Origin of the sequence: Synechococcus sp. H55.10 (assembly GCF_047502715.1) — a bacterium.
In the GTDB taxonomy this organism is placed as follows: Bacteria; Cyanobacteriota; Cyanobacteriia; order Thermostichales; family Thermostichaceae; genus Thermostichus.
Window position 1 is genome coordinate 32,864 of record NZ_JANSJJ010000080.1, and the last position, 15,785, is coordinate 48,648.

Sequence of the window (15,785 nt, forward strand, 5' to 3'; positions counted from 1 at the left end):
ACATCCCCGATTATAGTGGGGCGGAGCGGGTCTCGTCCCTGGGCTCCGAGGCAGAAGCGCTGCTCGAGCGCCGCACTTGGGCAGCAAACCTGTCTCCCAGCGGCTCCAGCTCCCAAAAAGATTCCAGCTTGGAGTCGGAGATGGGCCGGTCGCAGATCCCCCAGCGGCGACGAAAGTAACGGGCCAGATCTTTTTCGGCCAGAGCCAGATACACTGGCCGGCCATGAGGGCAGGTGTGGGGATTGGCGGTGCGCTGCCAGGCCTCCAGCAACTGTTGCATCTGCTCCAGGGTCAGAGGGATCCCGTTGCGCAGGGCGCCGCGACAGGCCACCGCCACTTGAGCTGATTCGAGGTCAGCACAGCGGCTCAATTCTCGCAGGGATCCCTGAATCTCCTTGGGGTCTTCCGACCACAGGGCCAGAGGCACGCGGCGCACCAGATAGGTGTTGGGGCCAAAGGGCTCCAGCTCCAGACCCAATTGCTCCATTGCTTGGGCGGATAATCCCTCCAGCATGACCGGCGTCTCCAGCTCCACCGGCTGCCAATGCTGTTGGATGTACTCGTAGCGCACCCGCTCGTGGGCCAGGTGCTGCTCCACCAGCCACAGCCCCTGAGGGTGTTCCGCCAAAATGTAAATCCGGTGCAGTTGGGCCAGGGCCTTCAGAGGCGGCAGGGAGCAACCGGCAGCGGGGAGAGCCGGACTTTGCAGGGAGGAAACCCTGTAGATCGACTTGGCCTCGCTGGCGCGGATGAGATGCACAGAGCGGCGGCTGGCTTGCCCGGATCCCGATTGCAGAAGAGCGTGTAGGTGTTGGCGCAACTGCTCCTGTCGGATCTCCGGATCCCGTAGATAGAGCTCACTCTTGGCAGGATGGCGATTCCAGTCCACCTGCTCAGGTGGCAGGCGCAGATGTACCACCACTAGAGGATGGCGGTGGCGGGGCAAGGCGTGCTGAAAGACTGACTGGATCACCCGTTGCCAGTCTGGCATCTGCACAAATCGCCCGTTGACGGCCAGGCGGATCCAATCGGGGCGGGGGCGATGCAGACGATCCGGTAGGCCCAGCACCACTTCCCAATCGCTATCCCCCTCCTGGATCCGCTGATAGCGCAGATCCGAAAGATCCAACTGCGGCAACACCTGCAGCAGCAGATCTTGCAGAGATGTTCCCGGCCAGAGGCTGAGCAGCAGTTGTCCCTCCCGATGCACCTGCCAACTGACCCAAGGATGGGCCAAAGCCGCATTCTGCACCAGGGTTAGAAGCGGGGCAATAGGGGGCACACCTCGACGGCGCAGAGGCCAGTCGGCAAACAAATCCGCCACCGTGACCACCGTTCCCAAGGCCATGGCTGCTGGTTGCCTGTGGGTCAGCTCCCCTTGGCGGTCGTAGGCGGCCAGCCAGCCGTGGGCATCGTCAGCATGGCGGGTCTGAATGGTCAAGGATCCCAAGCGGGCCAGGCTGTGCAGCGCTTCCCCACGAAATCCCAGGCTGCAACCGTCCAACTTGCTGGTGGTGTGGCGGCGAGCCACCTGCTCCAGCTCCGAACCTGGGATCCCTTGCCCATTATCGGCCACCCGCACCTGCCAGCGACTGGGCCAAATCTCCACCTGAATGCGGGTGGCCTGAGCATCGAGGGCATTTTCCAGCAATTCCCGCAGAGCAGCCCCCAGCGAGTCGATCACCTCTCCCGCCGCCATTTGGGCGATCCGCTCTGGGTTCAGGGGCTGGATTTTGGACATGGAGTGAGTTGAGAAAGCAGACCCTCTTCCTGCCAGCCTGTCGCCGAAAGGCCAACAGCGTCGAGCTTTAGCTTAGCTCTCTCTCTGTTGCCGGTGGACAGCGCCTTGCTAATAATTTTCATTAACTTCAAGGGCCCTCTCAGGCAAAGGGAAGGATTGGTGTTCCGCCCCCCTACCCGTTGGCAACCGCCAAGAGCTCCGAGAAAAAGAGATGGGATTTTGCTGAGTGGGTGGACAGTTAAAGGAAACCTTAAAATCCCAAGCCCAGTCATCAGCCTCTACTAGGATTTAAATAATAAAATTTCTCATTAAGGAGGAGATTATGGCAGCACAGCAAGCTCCGGCCCAAGAGCTGTTTAGAGAGGCCTTTGAGAATCGCTACACCTGGGATGAGGACTTTCCTGGCTACCGAGCTGAGATAGCCTACTTTCCCAAAGAAGGTGACAGCAGCCTCTCCTTCTCAGGAGTTGTGAGTATTGACTGCAACATGAAGATTGATGTTGCCGGCGTCGAGGACGAGGAGATCCGCCAGAAAATAAGGGAACAGATGTGGGAAATCATGGTGCATCGCGTTCGTCATTCCTTCGACGAAGAACACGGTGGCCACACCTTTGTCTATGGAGAGCCACAAAATTCAGACATCACTGAAGTTCTTGTTTCGGGCTTATCTTCTACCGATAGGTACTGGGTTCAGGGCAAGCACATTCAAAGGGTGCATCGCCATCTTGCCAATCGGACAATTACAGTCTCAGTTCAAGAGTTTTACGATACAGGTGAGGGCTACCTACCCACTCACTACACTGCTGAGTATTGTAGCCCAGGAACCGAAGAAAAAACTCAAGCAAAGATGATCTATGAAGATCGTTATCAAAAAATAGGTCGGTATTGGATTCTAGTTGAGAGAAGAATTTGGGAAGAGCAGGATGGCAAAAAAAGTGCATCGCCTCAGCTTTTCCTCTTCTCAAATATTCGATTTTTCGAATAGCTGGGAAAATAAGTTTTCTCTTTGCGGCTGTGAGCATCTCTTATAATAGAAGGTGATGAGGTGCTCACAGCCAAGCTCAAAACAGATGGCCACAGGGTATCTTTTTTAGAGTTATCTATGACTAAGCTGGACTTAAAAAATGTACCTGGACACCAAGTACTGGCTGCGGCAGGTAAAAAGGCACTTCGACCGGGGGGCTTTGGCGCCACCGAACGGCTCTTCAAGTTTGCCGAGTTCCGTCGAGGAGAAACAGTGCTAGAGCTTGCTTCGGGCCTTGGCTACACAGCCATTAGATTGGCAAAACGCTATGGCGTGTATGTTACCGGCATTGAGAAAAATCCAGATAACATTGCTCGTGCTCGCGCTAATGTTTCTGCAGCAGGGCTAGCTGGCCAAGTTGAGATCCTCGAGGGCGATATCTTTCACCTAGATCAAGTTGATAAGAAATTTGACTATGTCTTGGCGGAAGCTATTTTAACAATGCAGTCCGATGCAGGAAAATCTAAAATTTTGTCCGAGATTTACAATTGCCTCAAGCCAGGGGGTAAGTTTCTCAGCCACGAGCTGCGGGTTAAGGGATCCAACGCTGACATCATCCGCAAGGAGTTATCCTCCGTAATTCGTGTCAATGCCAATCCTTTATCTACTGACGGCTGGCTTTCAACTGTTCAGCAAGCAAATCTTACGGTTGTCGACTACGACACCGGCCCCTTAACTTTGCTCAATCCTGTTGCCATTGCTACAGAGGAAGGATTGCCGACGCTCTTGACTATAATTTGGAATGTACTTACACGTCCTGTAATCCGCCAGCGGATCTCAGCTATGAGGCAAATCTTTAGCCGATATCGAAATAACCTGGGCTACATGGTACTGGTTGCTGAGAAGGAGGCTCAATGATGTCCCTCGTCTCCCCTGAGTCACCTTTTTTGCAGCTCAAAGATCACATTGCCTATTCGGCAGGAGGAATCCGTAGCAAGATCATCTGGAAAACTGAAATCTGCCAATATACTCTTTTCTGTATGGCAGGGAGTACAAGTATTTCCGAGCATACCTCCACAAGGGACGCCACTCTCCACGTCATTGAAGGAACCGGGGTCTTAACCCTTGCAGGAGAAAAGATCTCTCTATCTCCGGGCGTATTTGTCCTAATTCCGGCAAATGTTCCCCATGAGTTAAAAGCCACTGCCGATCTTGCTTTTGTTCTGACCTTATCAAAGGCAAGTTAAGAACGCCGCCTTTTACTCAGCCAGCCGGTTAACATCGCTAAAGCAAACATTCCCAGCAGAGCAAAGCCCAGCAGCCACCTTCCCTGCTCCAGGATCCCTGCCCCTAGAGCTACTACTGGCGGCGTAGAGACAGCAATGCCCAAAGCCAGAGCGAGAAGAAAGCTTTGCCATTTCATTTGAGTTAGGCCGGCAGCGTAGGCGACAAAGTCGAATAGGCCCGTCATTAAAAACCCGGCCGTAAGGAAAATATTGTTTTCCAGATAGTTGGCTGAAAGGGCATCGACTTTATACATCCATTGTCGCCCAACCATTCGCTGTACTAGGCCTCTACCAAACTTTCTGGCCAGGTAAAAGTTAAATGTACAAGAGGTAAAATCGGCAATTGCAATGTAAAGGATTCCTGCCCCAAATCCAAAGAGTGCTCCTGCCAGGATGGAGTAAACAGTGCTAGGTATGGCAGGAATAATAATACTCAAGGAGCGTAATCCGATCAGAGCAAGGGGTGCCCGTGGGCCTAGTTTTGCTATAAATTCTCGAGTTGTGTCTGGATCTAAGCGACGGGCCAGCAAGATAGCAGCTACCAGGACAACAAGCAACAACAGCAGTGAGAGGATATCCTTCCTTTTCCTAGAATTGGTTCTGCTGCTGGAGGGTAGCTTTTCTGAGGAGGTAGGAGACGATCCTGCTGACTCGCCAAAGGCAGTGCCGGGGGGATAGTAGAGCTCATTCCTCAAAATCCAGCCTGTTTTTTGCTGTAAGTAGGCATGCGTGCTCAGTCCCAGGTGCCTTGCTTCTTCGGCCACGGTTTTATAGTCTAGGCCCAGTAGCTTGCAAAGCTCTCTTTGTCGAATACCTGAAGGTGGCTGCATAGGGCAAAGGAACACCAAGGGTTTCTACTTTCTCTGCCAGATACTTGAGGTTTTCAAGGAGCGCTTGAAACAGGCATGATTTCCATAGGCTTTGTTTTGCTAGTGTAGAAGGTGTTGCATGTTTTGATTTTTAGAGGTTGACAATGATCTTGTGTATTGGCGATGTTCTCAGTTTAGCAGAATTGCAACAAACCTTGGCCATTATATCCGATGCTGAATTTGCAGATGGTGCCCTGACGGCTGGCTGGAATGCCAGGCTTGTCAAAAATAATAGGCAGATTCCTAAGGGATCCCTCCAGCACCAGAAGATTCAGGAGATTGTCTTTGCAGCTCTAGAGCGCAATTTGCTGTTTCAGATGGCTGCTCGGCCCAAGCTCATTCATTCTATTTTGATTAGCCGCTACGAAGCGGGCATGTCCTACGGCACTCATACCGACGATGCGCTTATGGTTGATCAGCGTCAGCTTATGCGTACAGATATTTCCTTTACCCTATTTCTGAGTGCCCCCGAAGACTATGACGGTGGTGCGCTAAAAATTGAGAGTAGCGAAGGAGAACGAGCCTACAAGCTGCCGGCGGGCGCCTTGATTCTCTATCCTGCTTCGACCTTGCACCAAGTTGAGCCTGTAACCCGCGGGATCCGCTATGCTGTCGTCAGTTGGGTTCAAAGCCTAATTAGGGATCCGCAAGAACGCGAGATCCTCTTCGATTTAGAGACTGTGCGGCTGCAGATGTTTCAGGAATCGGGCAAGACACGCCACTTTGATTTGGTCTCCAAAGTTTACGCGAACCTGCTGCGGAAATGGGCGGAGCTCTAGAGGGATCGAAGAAAATAGAGCAGGGCTTCTCTGTCTTCAGCAGCCATATTTTTAAAGATCTCGCGGGAGCGTTCAGCTTCTCCCCCATGCCAGAGAATGGCCTCCTCGAGGCTGAGAGCGCGGCCATCGTGCAAATAGCCGGAGTAGGGCAGAACTGTCTGCGACAAGCCGATGCCCCACAAAGGGGGGGTGCGCCATTCTCGGCCCGTAGCCTCAAAGTCAGGGCGGCCATCTGCCAGTCCTTCGCCCATGTCATGCAACAGCAAATCGGTGTAGGGGTGGATGACTTGGTTGGCCAGGGCAGCGATCTCGTGAATGCCGGTGTGCAGCTCTGGTCGGTGACACTTGGCGCATTGGGCTTGGACGAAGAGCTTTTCACCTCGCTGAACTTGGGGATCCTGCCAAAGGACGCGGCCAGGCACAGCCAGGGTTTGCACGTAAACGGTTGTCGCTTGGAGAGTGTCCTCGTCGATATCTTGGCTGCCATCGGCGGCCGGAAAAAGAGGATTCGTGACACCCATGTCGTTGGCGTAGGCGGCCGCAGTTTGTTGCCTGAGGTTGGGGGTATTGGCTTTCCAACCAAACCGTCCCAGCACCAGACGCTGCTGCTCTTGATCCCAAACAGAGTTGGGGCGGCCAGAGATGCCATCCCCATCAGTGTCGTCAGGATCGGCTGCTTCTAGGATTGCAGACTCGGGAACTGCTTCCAGTAGGCCCGCTCCAAACACCGGCTGGGGGATCCGCAGGGAGATGAGGACAGGCTCAATCGGCGATCCCTCCAGAGTCAACAGCTTCACAACAGGAGAACGAAGCCTGTAGGCGGTTCCGTCGGCGTACTGTCCGGTCTGCTCTACCCAGTGCAACTCCACCTTGGCCTCTGGCCGATAGCCTCGAACGGCCTTTTCTTGAATCTGCGTGCCGATGCCGGGCACAGGGGGAGTGTTGCCATAAGGAGCCATGGCCTCCCATCCAAAAGGCCGGGGATCCCCACTTCTATCCAGGGATCCAACCTGGCTCACCCTAACCACCCGCTGTCCTTTCTCGGGTAGACCGCGGCCGTTTTTGACATGACAACCGGCGCAGGAGTTGTTGTTGAACAGAGGTCCAAGGCCGGGGTTAACAGGCGCTGGAGCCGCTACAAAGTTGGCCTCAAAGGCAATGTCCCCCAGGGCATGCAGCCTGGCCCAGCGGGGATCCAAATTGGGGGCCGGCTGCTCGTAGGCTGTTGAGGTGCGGTTCCAAAGGGTTGTTTCGCCACCCGCTCGCGGGGGCAATGGCTGGGATCCATCTAGGCCGGCGGAAAAAGCCAGAAAGCTCGCTGCCCAAAGAGAGGCCAATCCCAGCATGAACATCTGGAGAAGACGACGCATAGGCTATCAAAATAGCGGCAACTCAACTCTTTTCGGACTTTCTTACTGCTGCAGAAGCGGCACAACTTCCCGAGCAAAGTTATCGAAAGCGTCTTCAATTTTTTCCATAGCGGCGGTAATAGATCCACGGGCATTGGCATCGCAAAGGCTTTTTTCGATAGGGTCAGGGATCCCCTGGAGAGCCACCGCTGCTGCTTGTAACTCCGACTGAATTTGACTATCCAAATTGGGGTTGATGTCCCGGACAAATTGGCTGAGGCCGCGACCTTTTCTATCCCTAAATCCACCCAAGTAAGCATATTGGACGCTGCGCAGGTTGGCCTGAAACTCCGGCAGCGAATGGTGGGCAAAGCGGCTTTCCAAGAGAAAGGGATTTTGCCGGGCGAAGGCTTCGCCAATTTTGACCTTGCCCAGCTCGTCCAACATGCTGAGAATACCTTGGGCTATTTCTTCAGCAGCAGCTTGCAACGTCAGGTAGCTCTTGCTGCCCTCCCCGGCTTTCACCCATTCTTCGCGAAAAGCAGGCAGCCCTTGCACGCCCTCTGTCCAGCTCTTGAGTAGCTTTTCCGCCGTATCCGCCAAAACCGGGCCAAGGGCAGCCAAGTACTCCCGATCCCGCTCGGTAAAGTCTTGCAAGGACTTGTTGTTATCCACGCCAAAGAGCAGGAAGGCCACGGCATGAAATCCCTTTTGCCCGCTTTCCAACTCGGCCACGGTCTCTGGAGTGAGGGGATCGCCGCTGTTGAGAACTTCCAGCACCTCCACCTCGTTCAGGGGCCATTCGTCCAAATCCGCATCTAGCCCCAAGGAAGCCGCCGGCCCGAAGGCAAAAGCCTCGCTCTCCTCCCACGTTAGACGGGCAACAGACCAAGCCTGGCGAGCCGCTTGCAAAGTCTGGGAATTGGGATCTTGCACGAAGGCCTGGATGGCTTGAGACAGGGCCTGGGTATCGGCGGCCAACTGCTCATAGGCAGGGATCACCACCTGATCGGCAAAGTCGATCAAAATCTGCCGATCCTGAAACCGCTGCTCAGGAGAGAGCACAACGGCTGGCCGGCCAGAGCCCGCTCCTTCTTCTCCCCCTTCCCCACCCTCGCCGCCGCCATCCACCGGGATGGGCCGACACTCTGGGTTCATTTGAGCCGCCTGCTGGGGCGAGGCCTGGCTCAGGACCGGTGGATCCTTTTGGCTTTCCCCGCAAGCAGCCCCGCTAACCAGAACATAAAGCCCTATCCCCGTCCACAGCTTCAGATATCTCGACATCTCCTCTGGGCTCCTTACCCCCTCAACTTGGCCAACTTTGGCTTGATTGTAACCTAGCTATTGAGACTCAATCTTAAGAAAGGAGAGATTTTTTACCACCGGTTGCCACGGGATCCCTCGCTTAGGCCCAACCCTTCAGGGACAACTGCCGCGCACAAAAGCTGTGGAAGGCGAAGTTAACCTGGATTTTAACAAAATTTAACCCCAGGTATATTGATATCTTCTCTCAAGAAGCCTAGAGTGAGTCACAGCTTACTATTGAGACTTAATCTCAATAGTTGGTTGCGTGTCTCGAAAGGATGTGTCCGTGCGGCCAGAGGCGGGCCTGGGGCAAAGTCTCTGGCCTTTTCCCAAGCAATCTTGTTTAGAAACACAAGAGGAGCGAAGATGACAGCGACGATACCGAAGCAAGAAGGGGGATCTAGCTCGCAACACCAGATCCCCTGGTGGGCGGGCAACGCCCGTTTGACCGTTCTTTCTGGCCGGCTGCTGGGGGCGCATGTGGCCCATGCCGGGCTGATCGTTCTCTGGGCAGGGGCGATGACCCTGATCGAGTTGGCTAAGTTTGACCCCAGCCGACCGATGTATGAGCAGGGGCTCATTCTCTTGCCCCACCTGGCCAGCTTGGGGCTGGGGGTGGGATCCGGCGGGGAAGTTTTGGATACGGATATCTACTTTGCGGTGGGAGCGATCCACCTCATCAGCTCTGCCTTTTTGGGGTTTGGGGGCATTTTTCATGCCCTGCGCGGGCCGGCGGTGCTGGATCCCAAAGCTTTTCCCCTGTTTAGCTACGACTGGCAAGACAAAGACAAAATGACCACCATCCTAGGGATCCACCTAGTGCTGCTGGGCCTGGGAGCCTGGCTTTTGGTGCTCAAGGCAATGGTGTTTGGCGGGTTGTTCGACCCGGTGGCGGGAGAAGTGCGCCTAGTGGCTCCCAACTGGAACCCCTTTGGCCACCTGCTGGGCACGGAAGGTCGCCATTGGATAGCCGGGGTGGACACTTTGGAAGACGTGGTGGGCGGCCACCTCTGGCTGGGCCTGCTCCTGGTGGCAGGTGGGATTTGGCATATCGTGACCAAGCCTTTTGCCTGGGCAGAACGGATTTTTGTCTGGTCTGGGGAAGCTTATCTTTCCTACAGCTTGGGAGCTTTGGCCTTGATGGGGTTTATTGCCGCCTATTGGGTTGCCGTCAATCCCGTCGTCTATCCCGAAGTTTTCTATGGGCCGCTGCTGCGGGTGGGCTTGGATCGCTATCCCTTTTTTGAGCAAGGGGGGGCTCTCACATCTAGGGTTTGGCTGGCCAATGCCCACTTTTGGCTGGCCTTTTTCTTCCTTCAGGGTCACCTTTTCCATGCCCTAAAAGCACGAGGATTCAATTTCCGTACTGGCAGAGTAGAGCTTGCTGCGCAGCAGGTCTAACGACAATCTGGCCATCTAATTTTGGGCTTTGCACTTGCAGTTTCGAGGTAGGAGCAATGGCAAAAATAGGTCTATTTTTCGGCACTCAAACCGGAAATACCGAAAGAGCTGCTGAGATGATTCAAAAAGAGCTGGGCGAAGACAATGTGGATTTGATCGACATTGCCGAAGCCAGTATTGAGGACTTTGAGAAGTACGACTACTTAATTATCGGCTGTCCAACCTGGAACATTGGGGAGCTGCAGGCCGATTGGGATGGGTTTTTCCCCAATTTGGATGAAATCGATTTTTCCGGTAAGACGGTGGCCTACTTTGGAGTTGGGGATCAGTTAGGCTATCCCGACAACTTTCAAGATGCCATGGGGATCCTAGCCCAAAAAATCGCCGAGCGTGGCGGCAAAAATGTCGGCTCCTGGCCCACAGAGGGCTACGAGTTCAATGAGTCCAAGGGAGTGGTTAACGGCGAGTTTGTCGGCCTTGCCCTGGATGAAGACAATCAGCCGGAGCTGACGGAAAAACGAATTAAAGAGTGGACGGCCAAACTCAAAACACTCTTCAATCTGTAATCTCAAACCCGGCTTCTTAACTTGTTGTGGATACTGTGGGAGTTTGTCATGACTGGCGCAGTTCTATCTTCATCACCTACCTCTGCCGAGGGATCCCCTCAGGTCAGTTGGTTGGCAGGCAATGCTCGCTTGGTGAATCTGTCCGGAAAGCTGCTGGGGGCCCACGTGGCCCATGCGGGGTTGATCATGCTGTGGGCCGGCGGCATGACCCTGTTTGAGGTGGCCCACTGGGATCCGGCTCAGCCCATGGGCAGCCAAGGGCTGATCTTGCTGCCCCATTTGGCCACGTTGGGTATCGGCGTCAACGCAGAGGGGGTGGCCACGGATCCCTATCCCTTTTTTGTGGTGGGCGTTCTGCACCTGATTGCCTCGGCGGTGCTGGGGGCAGGAGGGATCTTCCATGCCCTTTTGGGGCCGGAGGTGCTGCCCAAAGGAGAAACCTTGGCCCAGTTTTTCGGCTACGACTGGGAAGACGACGACAAGATGACCACCATCCTGGGGATCCACCTGCTGCTGTTGGGGCTGGGGGCTTGGTTGCTGGTGGCCAAAGCGCTCTTCTGGGGAGGGCTGTACGATGCTCACCTGGGCCGCGTACGGGTGGTAACGGATCCCACCCTCAATCCGCTGCGGATCTTCGCCTACCTGACGCCGCTGATGGGCCAGCAGGGCATGGCTGCTGTGGATAACCTAGAAGATCTGGTGGGAGGGCACATCTACGTTGGCCTGCTTTGCGTCTTGGGGGGATGGTGGCACATAGCCACACGGCCCTTTGCCTGGGCCAAGCAGATCCTGATCTACTCGGGCGAAGCCTACCTCTCCTACAGCCTGGGGGCCCTGGCCTACATGGGCATCTTGGCGGCCTATTTTGTCAGCGTCAACGAGATTGCCTATCCGGTGGCTTTCTACGGGCCGCTGGGGCTGGCTGCCGACGAGATGGGTGTGGTGAGCAGCCGCACCTGGTTGGCCACAGCCCACTTTGTCTTGGGGATCCTGTTTTTGGCAGGGCACATCTGGCATGCCATCCGGGCGCGGGCGGCAGCCAACGGCTTTGACTTCCAGCGCGGGGGCTGGGTGCGAGCCACAGATCCGCAGGTGGGCAACTTGGAGACGCCGGTAAACCAGGGGGATCTCACCCTGCTGCTGCTGCAAAACCTGCCCATCTACCGGGAGGGCTTGTCGCCCTTTCTGCGTGGCTTGGAGATTGGCATGGCCCATGGGTACTTTCTGGTGGGGCCGTTTTACAAGCTAAGTCCGCTGCGGGATTCGGAGCAGGCCCTGACAGCAGGGACGCTGGCGACCATCGGCCTGGTGCTGATCCTGACGGTTTGTCTCTCCGTTTACGGACGGGTGTCCTTTCCGCGCTCGCGGCTGGTGGCGGTGGTCAATACCCCCTACGGCGAGGTGACCTATCCGACGCCAGGGGTGCAACTGATGGCGGAATCGCAGGGATCCCCTCAGCCGGTGCGCCTGCCGGCAAGCTCGGAGGACTTGCCCGAAAACTTGCGCACCCGCGCCGGTTGGAGCCAGTTGGCCGGAGGGTTTCTGGTGGGCGGTGTTGGCGGTGCCCTGTTTGCCTACATGCTCTTGAGCAGCGGCGATGTGGTAGCCCAGATTTTGCCGGGGCTGTAAAGCAGGGTTGAGGCTTCTCAAAGCAGGGGAGGGGAGATCCTCATCCCCTCCTCTCTGTCCCGATCTGCCCGGTTTGGATAGTTCTGCCGATTTCTAGAACTCTTGTTTGTGAAGCTTTTGTCAGCCACCGGCTTCAATCTTTCGACAGTCGAAATGGGACGGCCAAAATGAGTTTAGGTTCCGCTTCCGCGCTCTCTTTTGAGGCACTTTATTTGGGTGTTTCTCCCAGTCTCAAGCTTTTCGACCGGCCTTTGCTGGGATCCCTGGGAAAATGTTTCCGTGTGGCCTACTGGGAGTATCACCAAACCCAGGATGAGCCCTGTAGTTTAGAGACAGTCGTGACGCTACTATACGAATACCTGAAGGCTTGGGATCGACCGGTGCATCTCATCGGCCATGGCTTGAGCGGGGTGGTCGCCTATCTTTTCGCGTGCCACTATCCCCAACGGGTACGGTCTCTGACCCTGCTGGCAGTGTCCGATCAGCCTGCCGCTACCTGGCACGCCCATTTCTACCTGCAACGAAAAATGTTTTTCTGTAGCCGAGAACAGCTCCTGGTGCGTATAGCCCAGAGCCTTCTGCCCACTTCAGAACAGTGGCGAGCGCGCTCACTCTCCTATGCTCTGGCTAAAGACTTAGATACTTCCCCCATACCTCACTCCCTATTTCAGGTGATAGCGATTCCAGCTCGGAAAGTTTCGGTGCCGATGTTGGTTTGCGCCAGCAAGGATGACCCCATTGTGGATCCTGCTGCGCTCGAGAAGTGGAAAAACCACTTAAAGCCGGGGGATCAAATGTGGCTTTGCCCTGGAGGGCGACACTTTTTTCACTATTCTTTTCCAAGTTTGGTCAATCTGAAAATCATGGATTTTTGGCAGGAACTGCGCAAACTTCAGCCCAGCATGGCCTAAGGCGGCTGGATCTTCGCGGGATGATGGACATGGCCGCTCATTCAAACACTGGAGGAGCTCCGTTTGCCGCCCAGGTCGAGCCCCTCACAACAGAAAAACGGGCAGGGGTGGAAGGAGGCCATTGAGCTGCCGGTAAAATTGATAGAATGAGGCCGGCCCCCCGACTTGGATAGGGAATGGGCTTGACTGTGGGATCCGCGACTATGTTCGACAAACTGCTCTTTCCCATCGACAACTCGCGTGAGACCAGCCACGCCTTGCCCTTAGTGGCAGACATAGCGCAGCGCTACAAAAGTCAGGTGTACCTGCTCTCGGTTCTGGATGCTGCGGAGCTGGACGCGGAGCGGGCAGAACAAGCCCGGCAGAACATCCAGAACCTGCTCAAACAGACGGAGCTGGGCCTACAGCAAATTGGCATCAGCAGCGTCAAGAGCGAGTATCGCGAGGGAAAAGTGCCCTTTGTGATCTGCGATGTGGCAGACGAGCTGGAGATCAGCCTGATTGTGATGGGATCCCGTGGCCTCAGCTTGTCTGCGGAGGGGCGGAACAACTCCGTCAGCCACCGGGTGATCGACCTCGCCCCTTGCCCGGTGCTGGTGGTGCCCTGAGGGGCAAGGATCCCGGCAAGTGTTATCCTGGAGAGTACTTCAAGGGGGGCTCTTGCCCAGTCTAAATGTTGCCTTGTGTAACAGCAAGGCTATTATTCTTTGGCTTATCTGAGAGTTTGCAGTACAACGAAGAGCGAGATACAGCTTTGTCCGACTTTGTGGGCGGTCTGTAGGATCAGATCCCGGTATGCGCACATCTGCATTGACTTCAGAAAGTGTCGCCGGAAGAAGCTGTGAGCCTCATTGTTAGCAACAGCCGGTCAGTTCCCTTCCGAGAATCGTCATGGAAAGTCGTGGTTATAACAAGTCCTCGCAGAAAAGCTTTGAGGTGATGCGGCACTTCGCAGAAACCTACGCCAAACGCACTGACACTTTTTTCTGCTCCGATCCTTCGATTACGACCGCGGTGATCGAGGGCTTGGCTCTACACAAAGAGCAATTGGGCGCCCCGCTATGTCCCTGTCGTTTTTATGAAGACAAAGAGGCAGAAGCAAAAGCCGGCTATTGGAATTGCCCCTGTGTACCCATGCGGGAGCGAAAAGAATGCCACTGTATGCTCTTTTTAACCCCAGACAACCCCTTTGCCGGCACCAGCCAAACCCTAGAGGAGGTGCCCCTAGAGTACCAGGCCAAATAGTTGGCAATGGGTCTGTCTCTGGGTTGAGCGACAAAGACCGGTATAATCGGGAAATAGTTGGGTAGTCGATAGTCGCAGGAGGAGGAAACTCTTTTTATGACTCCCTCACTTGCTAACTTTCTCTGGAGCTTGGTGTACGGCGCAGTGGTGCTAGGGCTTCTCTTCGGCGCCATCGTCTTCGTCAGCCAAAGAGATAGGGTGCGTCGTCGCTGAGTCTCCCCCTCGCCAGAGCTTGTCTGCGGATCGCCCACCGCCCCTTATGATCAAAAGCTGATCTGGCGACATCCTGGGAGCGTTGACCCACCCTCTGCACTACTGGCGGCAAAAAAACCGCTACTACCACGAGGATCTAGAGCGGCTGCACCGCTTCTTCGTTCCTCCAGGACTGCGCATTCTCGAAATCGGCTCCGGCACCGGATCCCTGCTCAATGCTTTGCAGCCCGGTTTTGGCGTGGGGATCGACTGGGACGCGGAGATCGTTGCCCAAGCTCAGTTTCAGTTTCCCCATCTCCACTTCCGGGTGCAGGATGCCCACCGGCTAGACGAAAGGGATCCGGTCTTGGCGGGGCCTTTTGATGTTATTTTGCTCGTCAATACCCTGGGCTACCTGGCCGATATTCAGCAGGTTCTCCAGCAGTTGCGCCGTTTTTGTACGCCGCGTACCCGGCTGATCCTCTCCCACCACAACCCCCTCTGGGAGCCGCTGCTGGGCCTGGCGACTGTCCTCAAGCAGCGCATGCCTCTGCCGGCAGCCAACTGGCTCTCGGCTGGTGATGTGGCCAATCTGCTGCACCTGGCGGGGTACGAGGTCATTCAGCAGGGCAAGCGGCTGTTGCTGCCGCGGCGGATCCCATTGCTCTCGACGTTGATCAACCACTTCATTGCCCCCTTGCCTGGGATCAACGCCCTCTGCCTGACCGAATATACGATTGCCCGCCTCCAGCCCGATCCCGCCTGGGATCCCCCCCCTGAGGAGCAACCTTCTTGCACGGTGGTGATCCCGGCCCGCAACGAGGCGGGCAACATCCGCCGCTGTGTGGAGCAGTTGCCCGAGATGGGATCCCGAACTGAGATCATTTTTGTGGAGGGGCATTCCAGCGACGACACTTGGGCCGAGATCCAGCGGGTTCAGGCCGAATACCAGGGGATCCGCACTATCCAAGCTCTCCAGCAAGAGGGCAAGGGCAAGGGAGATGCAGTGCGCAAGGGGTTTGCCGCAGCCAGTGGCGATGTACTGATCATTCTCGACGCCGACTTGACCGTCCAGGCGGAAGACCTCCCCAAGTTTTTCCGGGCGGTGGCCTCTGGGCGGTGCGACTTTGCCAACGGCTGCCGCCTGGTCTATCCCCTGAAACCAGAAGCAATGCCGCGCCTTAACCAGTGGGCCAATCGTTTTTTTGCCGCTCTCCTCTCCCACATTCTCGGCATCCGCATCAAAGATTCCCTCTGCGGCACCAAGGCCCTGTGGCGAGAGGACTATTGGCAGATTGTCAAGCTGCGGCAAGAGTGGGGGGATTTTGACCCGTTTGGGGATTTCGACCTGTTGCTGGGGGCGGCCAAGCGCACCCTCAAGATCCTGGACATCCCCGTGCGCTATTTTCCCAGAACCTATGGCCGCTCCAACATCCAACACGTGCGGGATGGGCTGCGGCTGCTGCAGATCTGCGCTTTTGCCCTCAAGCGCTTCAAGGGATCCTGAGGCAACGCCAATAGCCCTCAAGTTTCCAGAAGGTGGGTCAC

At 55.8% G+C, this 15,785-nt stretch carries 16 protein-coding genes; 12 read left to right on the forward strand and 4 right to left on the reverse strand.

Going from position 1 to position 15,785, the window contains the following annotated elements; all coding sequences use genetic code 11:
• Nucleotides 1–10 precede the first annotated feature (10 nt).
• On the reverse strand, nucleotides 11–1,741 hold the full coding sequence (gene mutL / locus NW858_RS06040; RefSeq protein WP_414520114.1) for a DNA mismatch repair endonuclease MutL: 1,731 nt from the start codon (nucleotides 1,739–1,741) through the stop codon (nucleotides 11–13).
• Between the two features lie 322 nt (nucleotides 1,742–2,063).
• Between mutL and NW858_RS06045 the strand changes: the two genes are divergently transcribed.
• From NW858_RS06045 to NW858_RS06055, 3 genes are read left to right on the forward strand one after another with little or no spacing between them, the layout of a single operon-like run.
• Nucleotides 2,064–2,726 carry a DUF3386 domain-containing protein gene (locus tag NW858_RS06045; RefSeq protein ID WP_414336167.1) on the forward strand — a complete coding sequence of 221 codons (663 nt, stop codon included), beginning with the start codon at nucleotides 2,064–2,066 and terminating at the stop codon, nucleotides 2,724–2,726.
• A 60-nt stretch (nucleotides 2,727–2,786) separates the two neighbouring features.
• Complete coding sequence (locus tag NW858_RS06050) at nucleotides 2,787–3,623, forward strand: SAM-dependent methyltransferase (protein WP_414520115.1); 837 nt, start codon at nucleotides 2,787–2,789, stop codon at nucleotides 3,621–3,623.
• Nucleotides 3,620–3,952 (forward strand): cupin domain-containing protein, encoded by a 333-nt coding sequence (locus NW858_RS06055; protein ID WP_414336164.1) that lies wholly within the window; start codon nucleotides 3,620–3,622, stop codon nucleotides 3,950–3,952. The genes NW858_RS06050 and NW858_RS06055 overlap by 4 nt, the downstream gene beginning before the upstream one ends.
• Here the strand turns inward: NW858_RS06055 and NW858_RS06060 are convergent.
• Complete coding sequence (locus NW858_RS06060) at nucleotides 3,949–4,428, reverse strand: TVP38/TMEM64 family protein (RefSeq protein ID WP_414520116.1); 480 nt, start codon at nucleotides 4,426–4,428, stop codon at nucleotides 3,949–3,951. The genes NW858_RS06055 and NW858_RS06060 overlap by 4 nt on opposite strands.
• A gap of 536 nt (nucleotides 4,429–4,964) precedes the next feature.
• Between NW858_RS06060 and NW858_RS06065 the strand changes: the two genes are divergently transcribed.
• A complete protein-coding gene (locus NW858_RS06065) occupies nucleotides 4,965–5,639 on the forward strand; it encodes a Fe2+-dependent dioxygenase (protein WP_414520117.1) in 675 nt (224 codons plus the stop codon).
• Here NW858_RS06065 and NW858_RS06070 read toward each other — a convergent pair.
• Together NW858_RS06070 and NW858_RS06075 are read right to left on the reverse strand one after the other, a co-directional pair.
• On the reverse strand, nucleotides 5,636–7,009 hold the full coding sequence (locus NW858_RS06070; protein WP_414368045.1) for a di-heme oxidoredictase family protein: 1,374 nt from the start codon (nucleotides 7,007–7,009) through the stop codon (nucleotides 5,636–5,638). The genes NW858_RS06065 and NW858_RS06070 overlap by 4 nt on opposite strands.
• A 42-nt stretch (nucleotides 7,010–7,051) precedes the next feature.
• Nucleotides 7,052–8,272 carry an imelysin family protein gene (locus NW858_RS06075; protein WP_414520118.1) on the reverse strand — a complete coding sequence of 407 codons (1,221 nt, stop codon included), beginning with the start codon at nucleotides 8,270–8,272 and terminating at the stop codon, nucleotides 7,052–7,054.
• Nucleotides 8,273–8,659: 387 nt separating this feature from the next.
• Here NW858_RS06075 and NW858_RS06080 point away from each other — a divergent pair, with 387 nt between their 5' ends.
• From NW858_RS06080 to NW858_RS06115, 8 genes are all read left to right on the forward strand, one after another.
• Nucleotides 8,660–9,694, forward strand: coding sequence for a chlorophyll a/b binding light-harvesting protein (locus tag NW858_RS06080; RefSeq protein WP_414371937.1), 1,035 nt, complete (start codon nucleotides 8,660–8,662; stop codon nucleotides 9,692–9,694).
• A 56-nt stretch (nucleotides 9,695–9,750) separates the two neighbouring features.
• Nucleotides 9,751–10,260 carry a flavodoxin FldA gene (fldA, locus tag NW858_RS06085; protein ID WP_099812754.1) on the forward strand — a complete coding sequence of 170 codons (510 nt, stop codon included), beginning with the start codon at nucleotides 9,751–9,753 and terminating at the stop codon, nucleotides 10,258–10,260.
• 48 nt (nucleotides 10,261–10,308) lie between these two features.
• Nucleotides 10,309–11,889, forward strand: a complete 1,581-nt coding sequence (locus NW858_RS06090) for a chlorophyll a/b binding light-harvesting protein (RefSeq protein ID WP_414520119.1) — start codon at nucleotides 10,309–10,311, stop codon at nucleotides 11,887–11,889.
• A gap of 212 nt (nucleotides 11,890–12,101) precedes the next feature.
• The gene (locus NW858_RS06095) at nucleotides 12,102–12,800 is read left to right on the forward strand and encodes an alpha/beta fold hydrolase (protein WP_414333699.1); all 699 of its coding nucleotides are present in this window, start codon (nucleotides 12,102–12,104) and stop codon (nucleotides 12,798–12,800) included.
• A gap of 203 nt (nucleotides 12,801–13,003) precedes the next feature.
• Nucleotides 13,004–13,408 carry a universal stress protein gene (locus NW858_RS06100; RefSeq protein WP_414333698.1) on the forward strand — a complete coding sequence of 135 codons (405 nt, stop codon included), beginning with the start codon at nucleotides 13,004–13,006 and terminating at the stop codon, nucleotides 13,406–13,408.
• Nucleotides 13,409–13,691: 283 nt separating this feature from the next.
• Nucleotides 13,692–14,045: a ferredoxin-thioredoxin reductase catalytic domain-containing protein gene (locus NW858_RS06105; protein WP_414333696.1), complete on the forward strand. Its 354-nt coding sequence runs from the start codon at nucleotides 13,692–13,694 to the stop codon at nucleotides 14,043–14,045.
• Nucleotides 14,046–14,141: 96 nt separating this feature from the next.
• Nucleotides 14,142–14,258: a photosystem II reaction center X protein gene (locus NW858_RS06110; RefSeq protein ID WP_011431389.1), complete on the forward strand. Its 117-nt coding sequence runs from the start codon at nucleotides 14,142–14,144 to the stop codon at nucleotides 14,256–14,258.
• 82 nt (nucleotides 14,259–14,340) lie between these two features.
• Nucleotides 14,341–15,744, forward strand: a complete 1,404-nt coding sequence (locus NW858_RS06115) for a glycosyltransferase (protein WP_414333694.1) — start codon at nucleotides 14,341–14,343, stop codon at nucleotides 15,742–15,744.
• Nucleotides 15,745–15,785 lie beyond the last annotated feature (41 nt).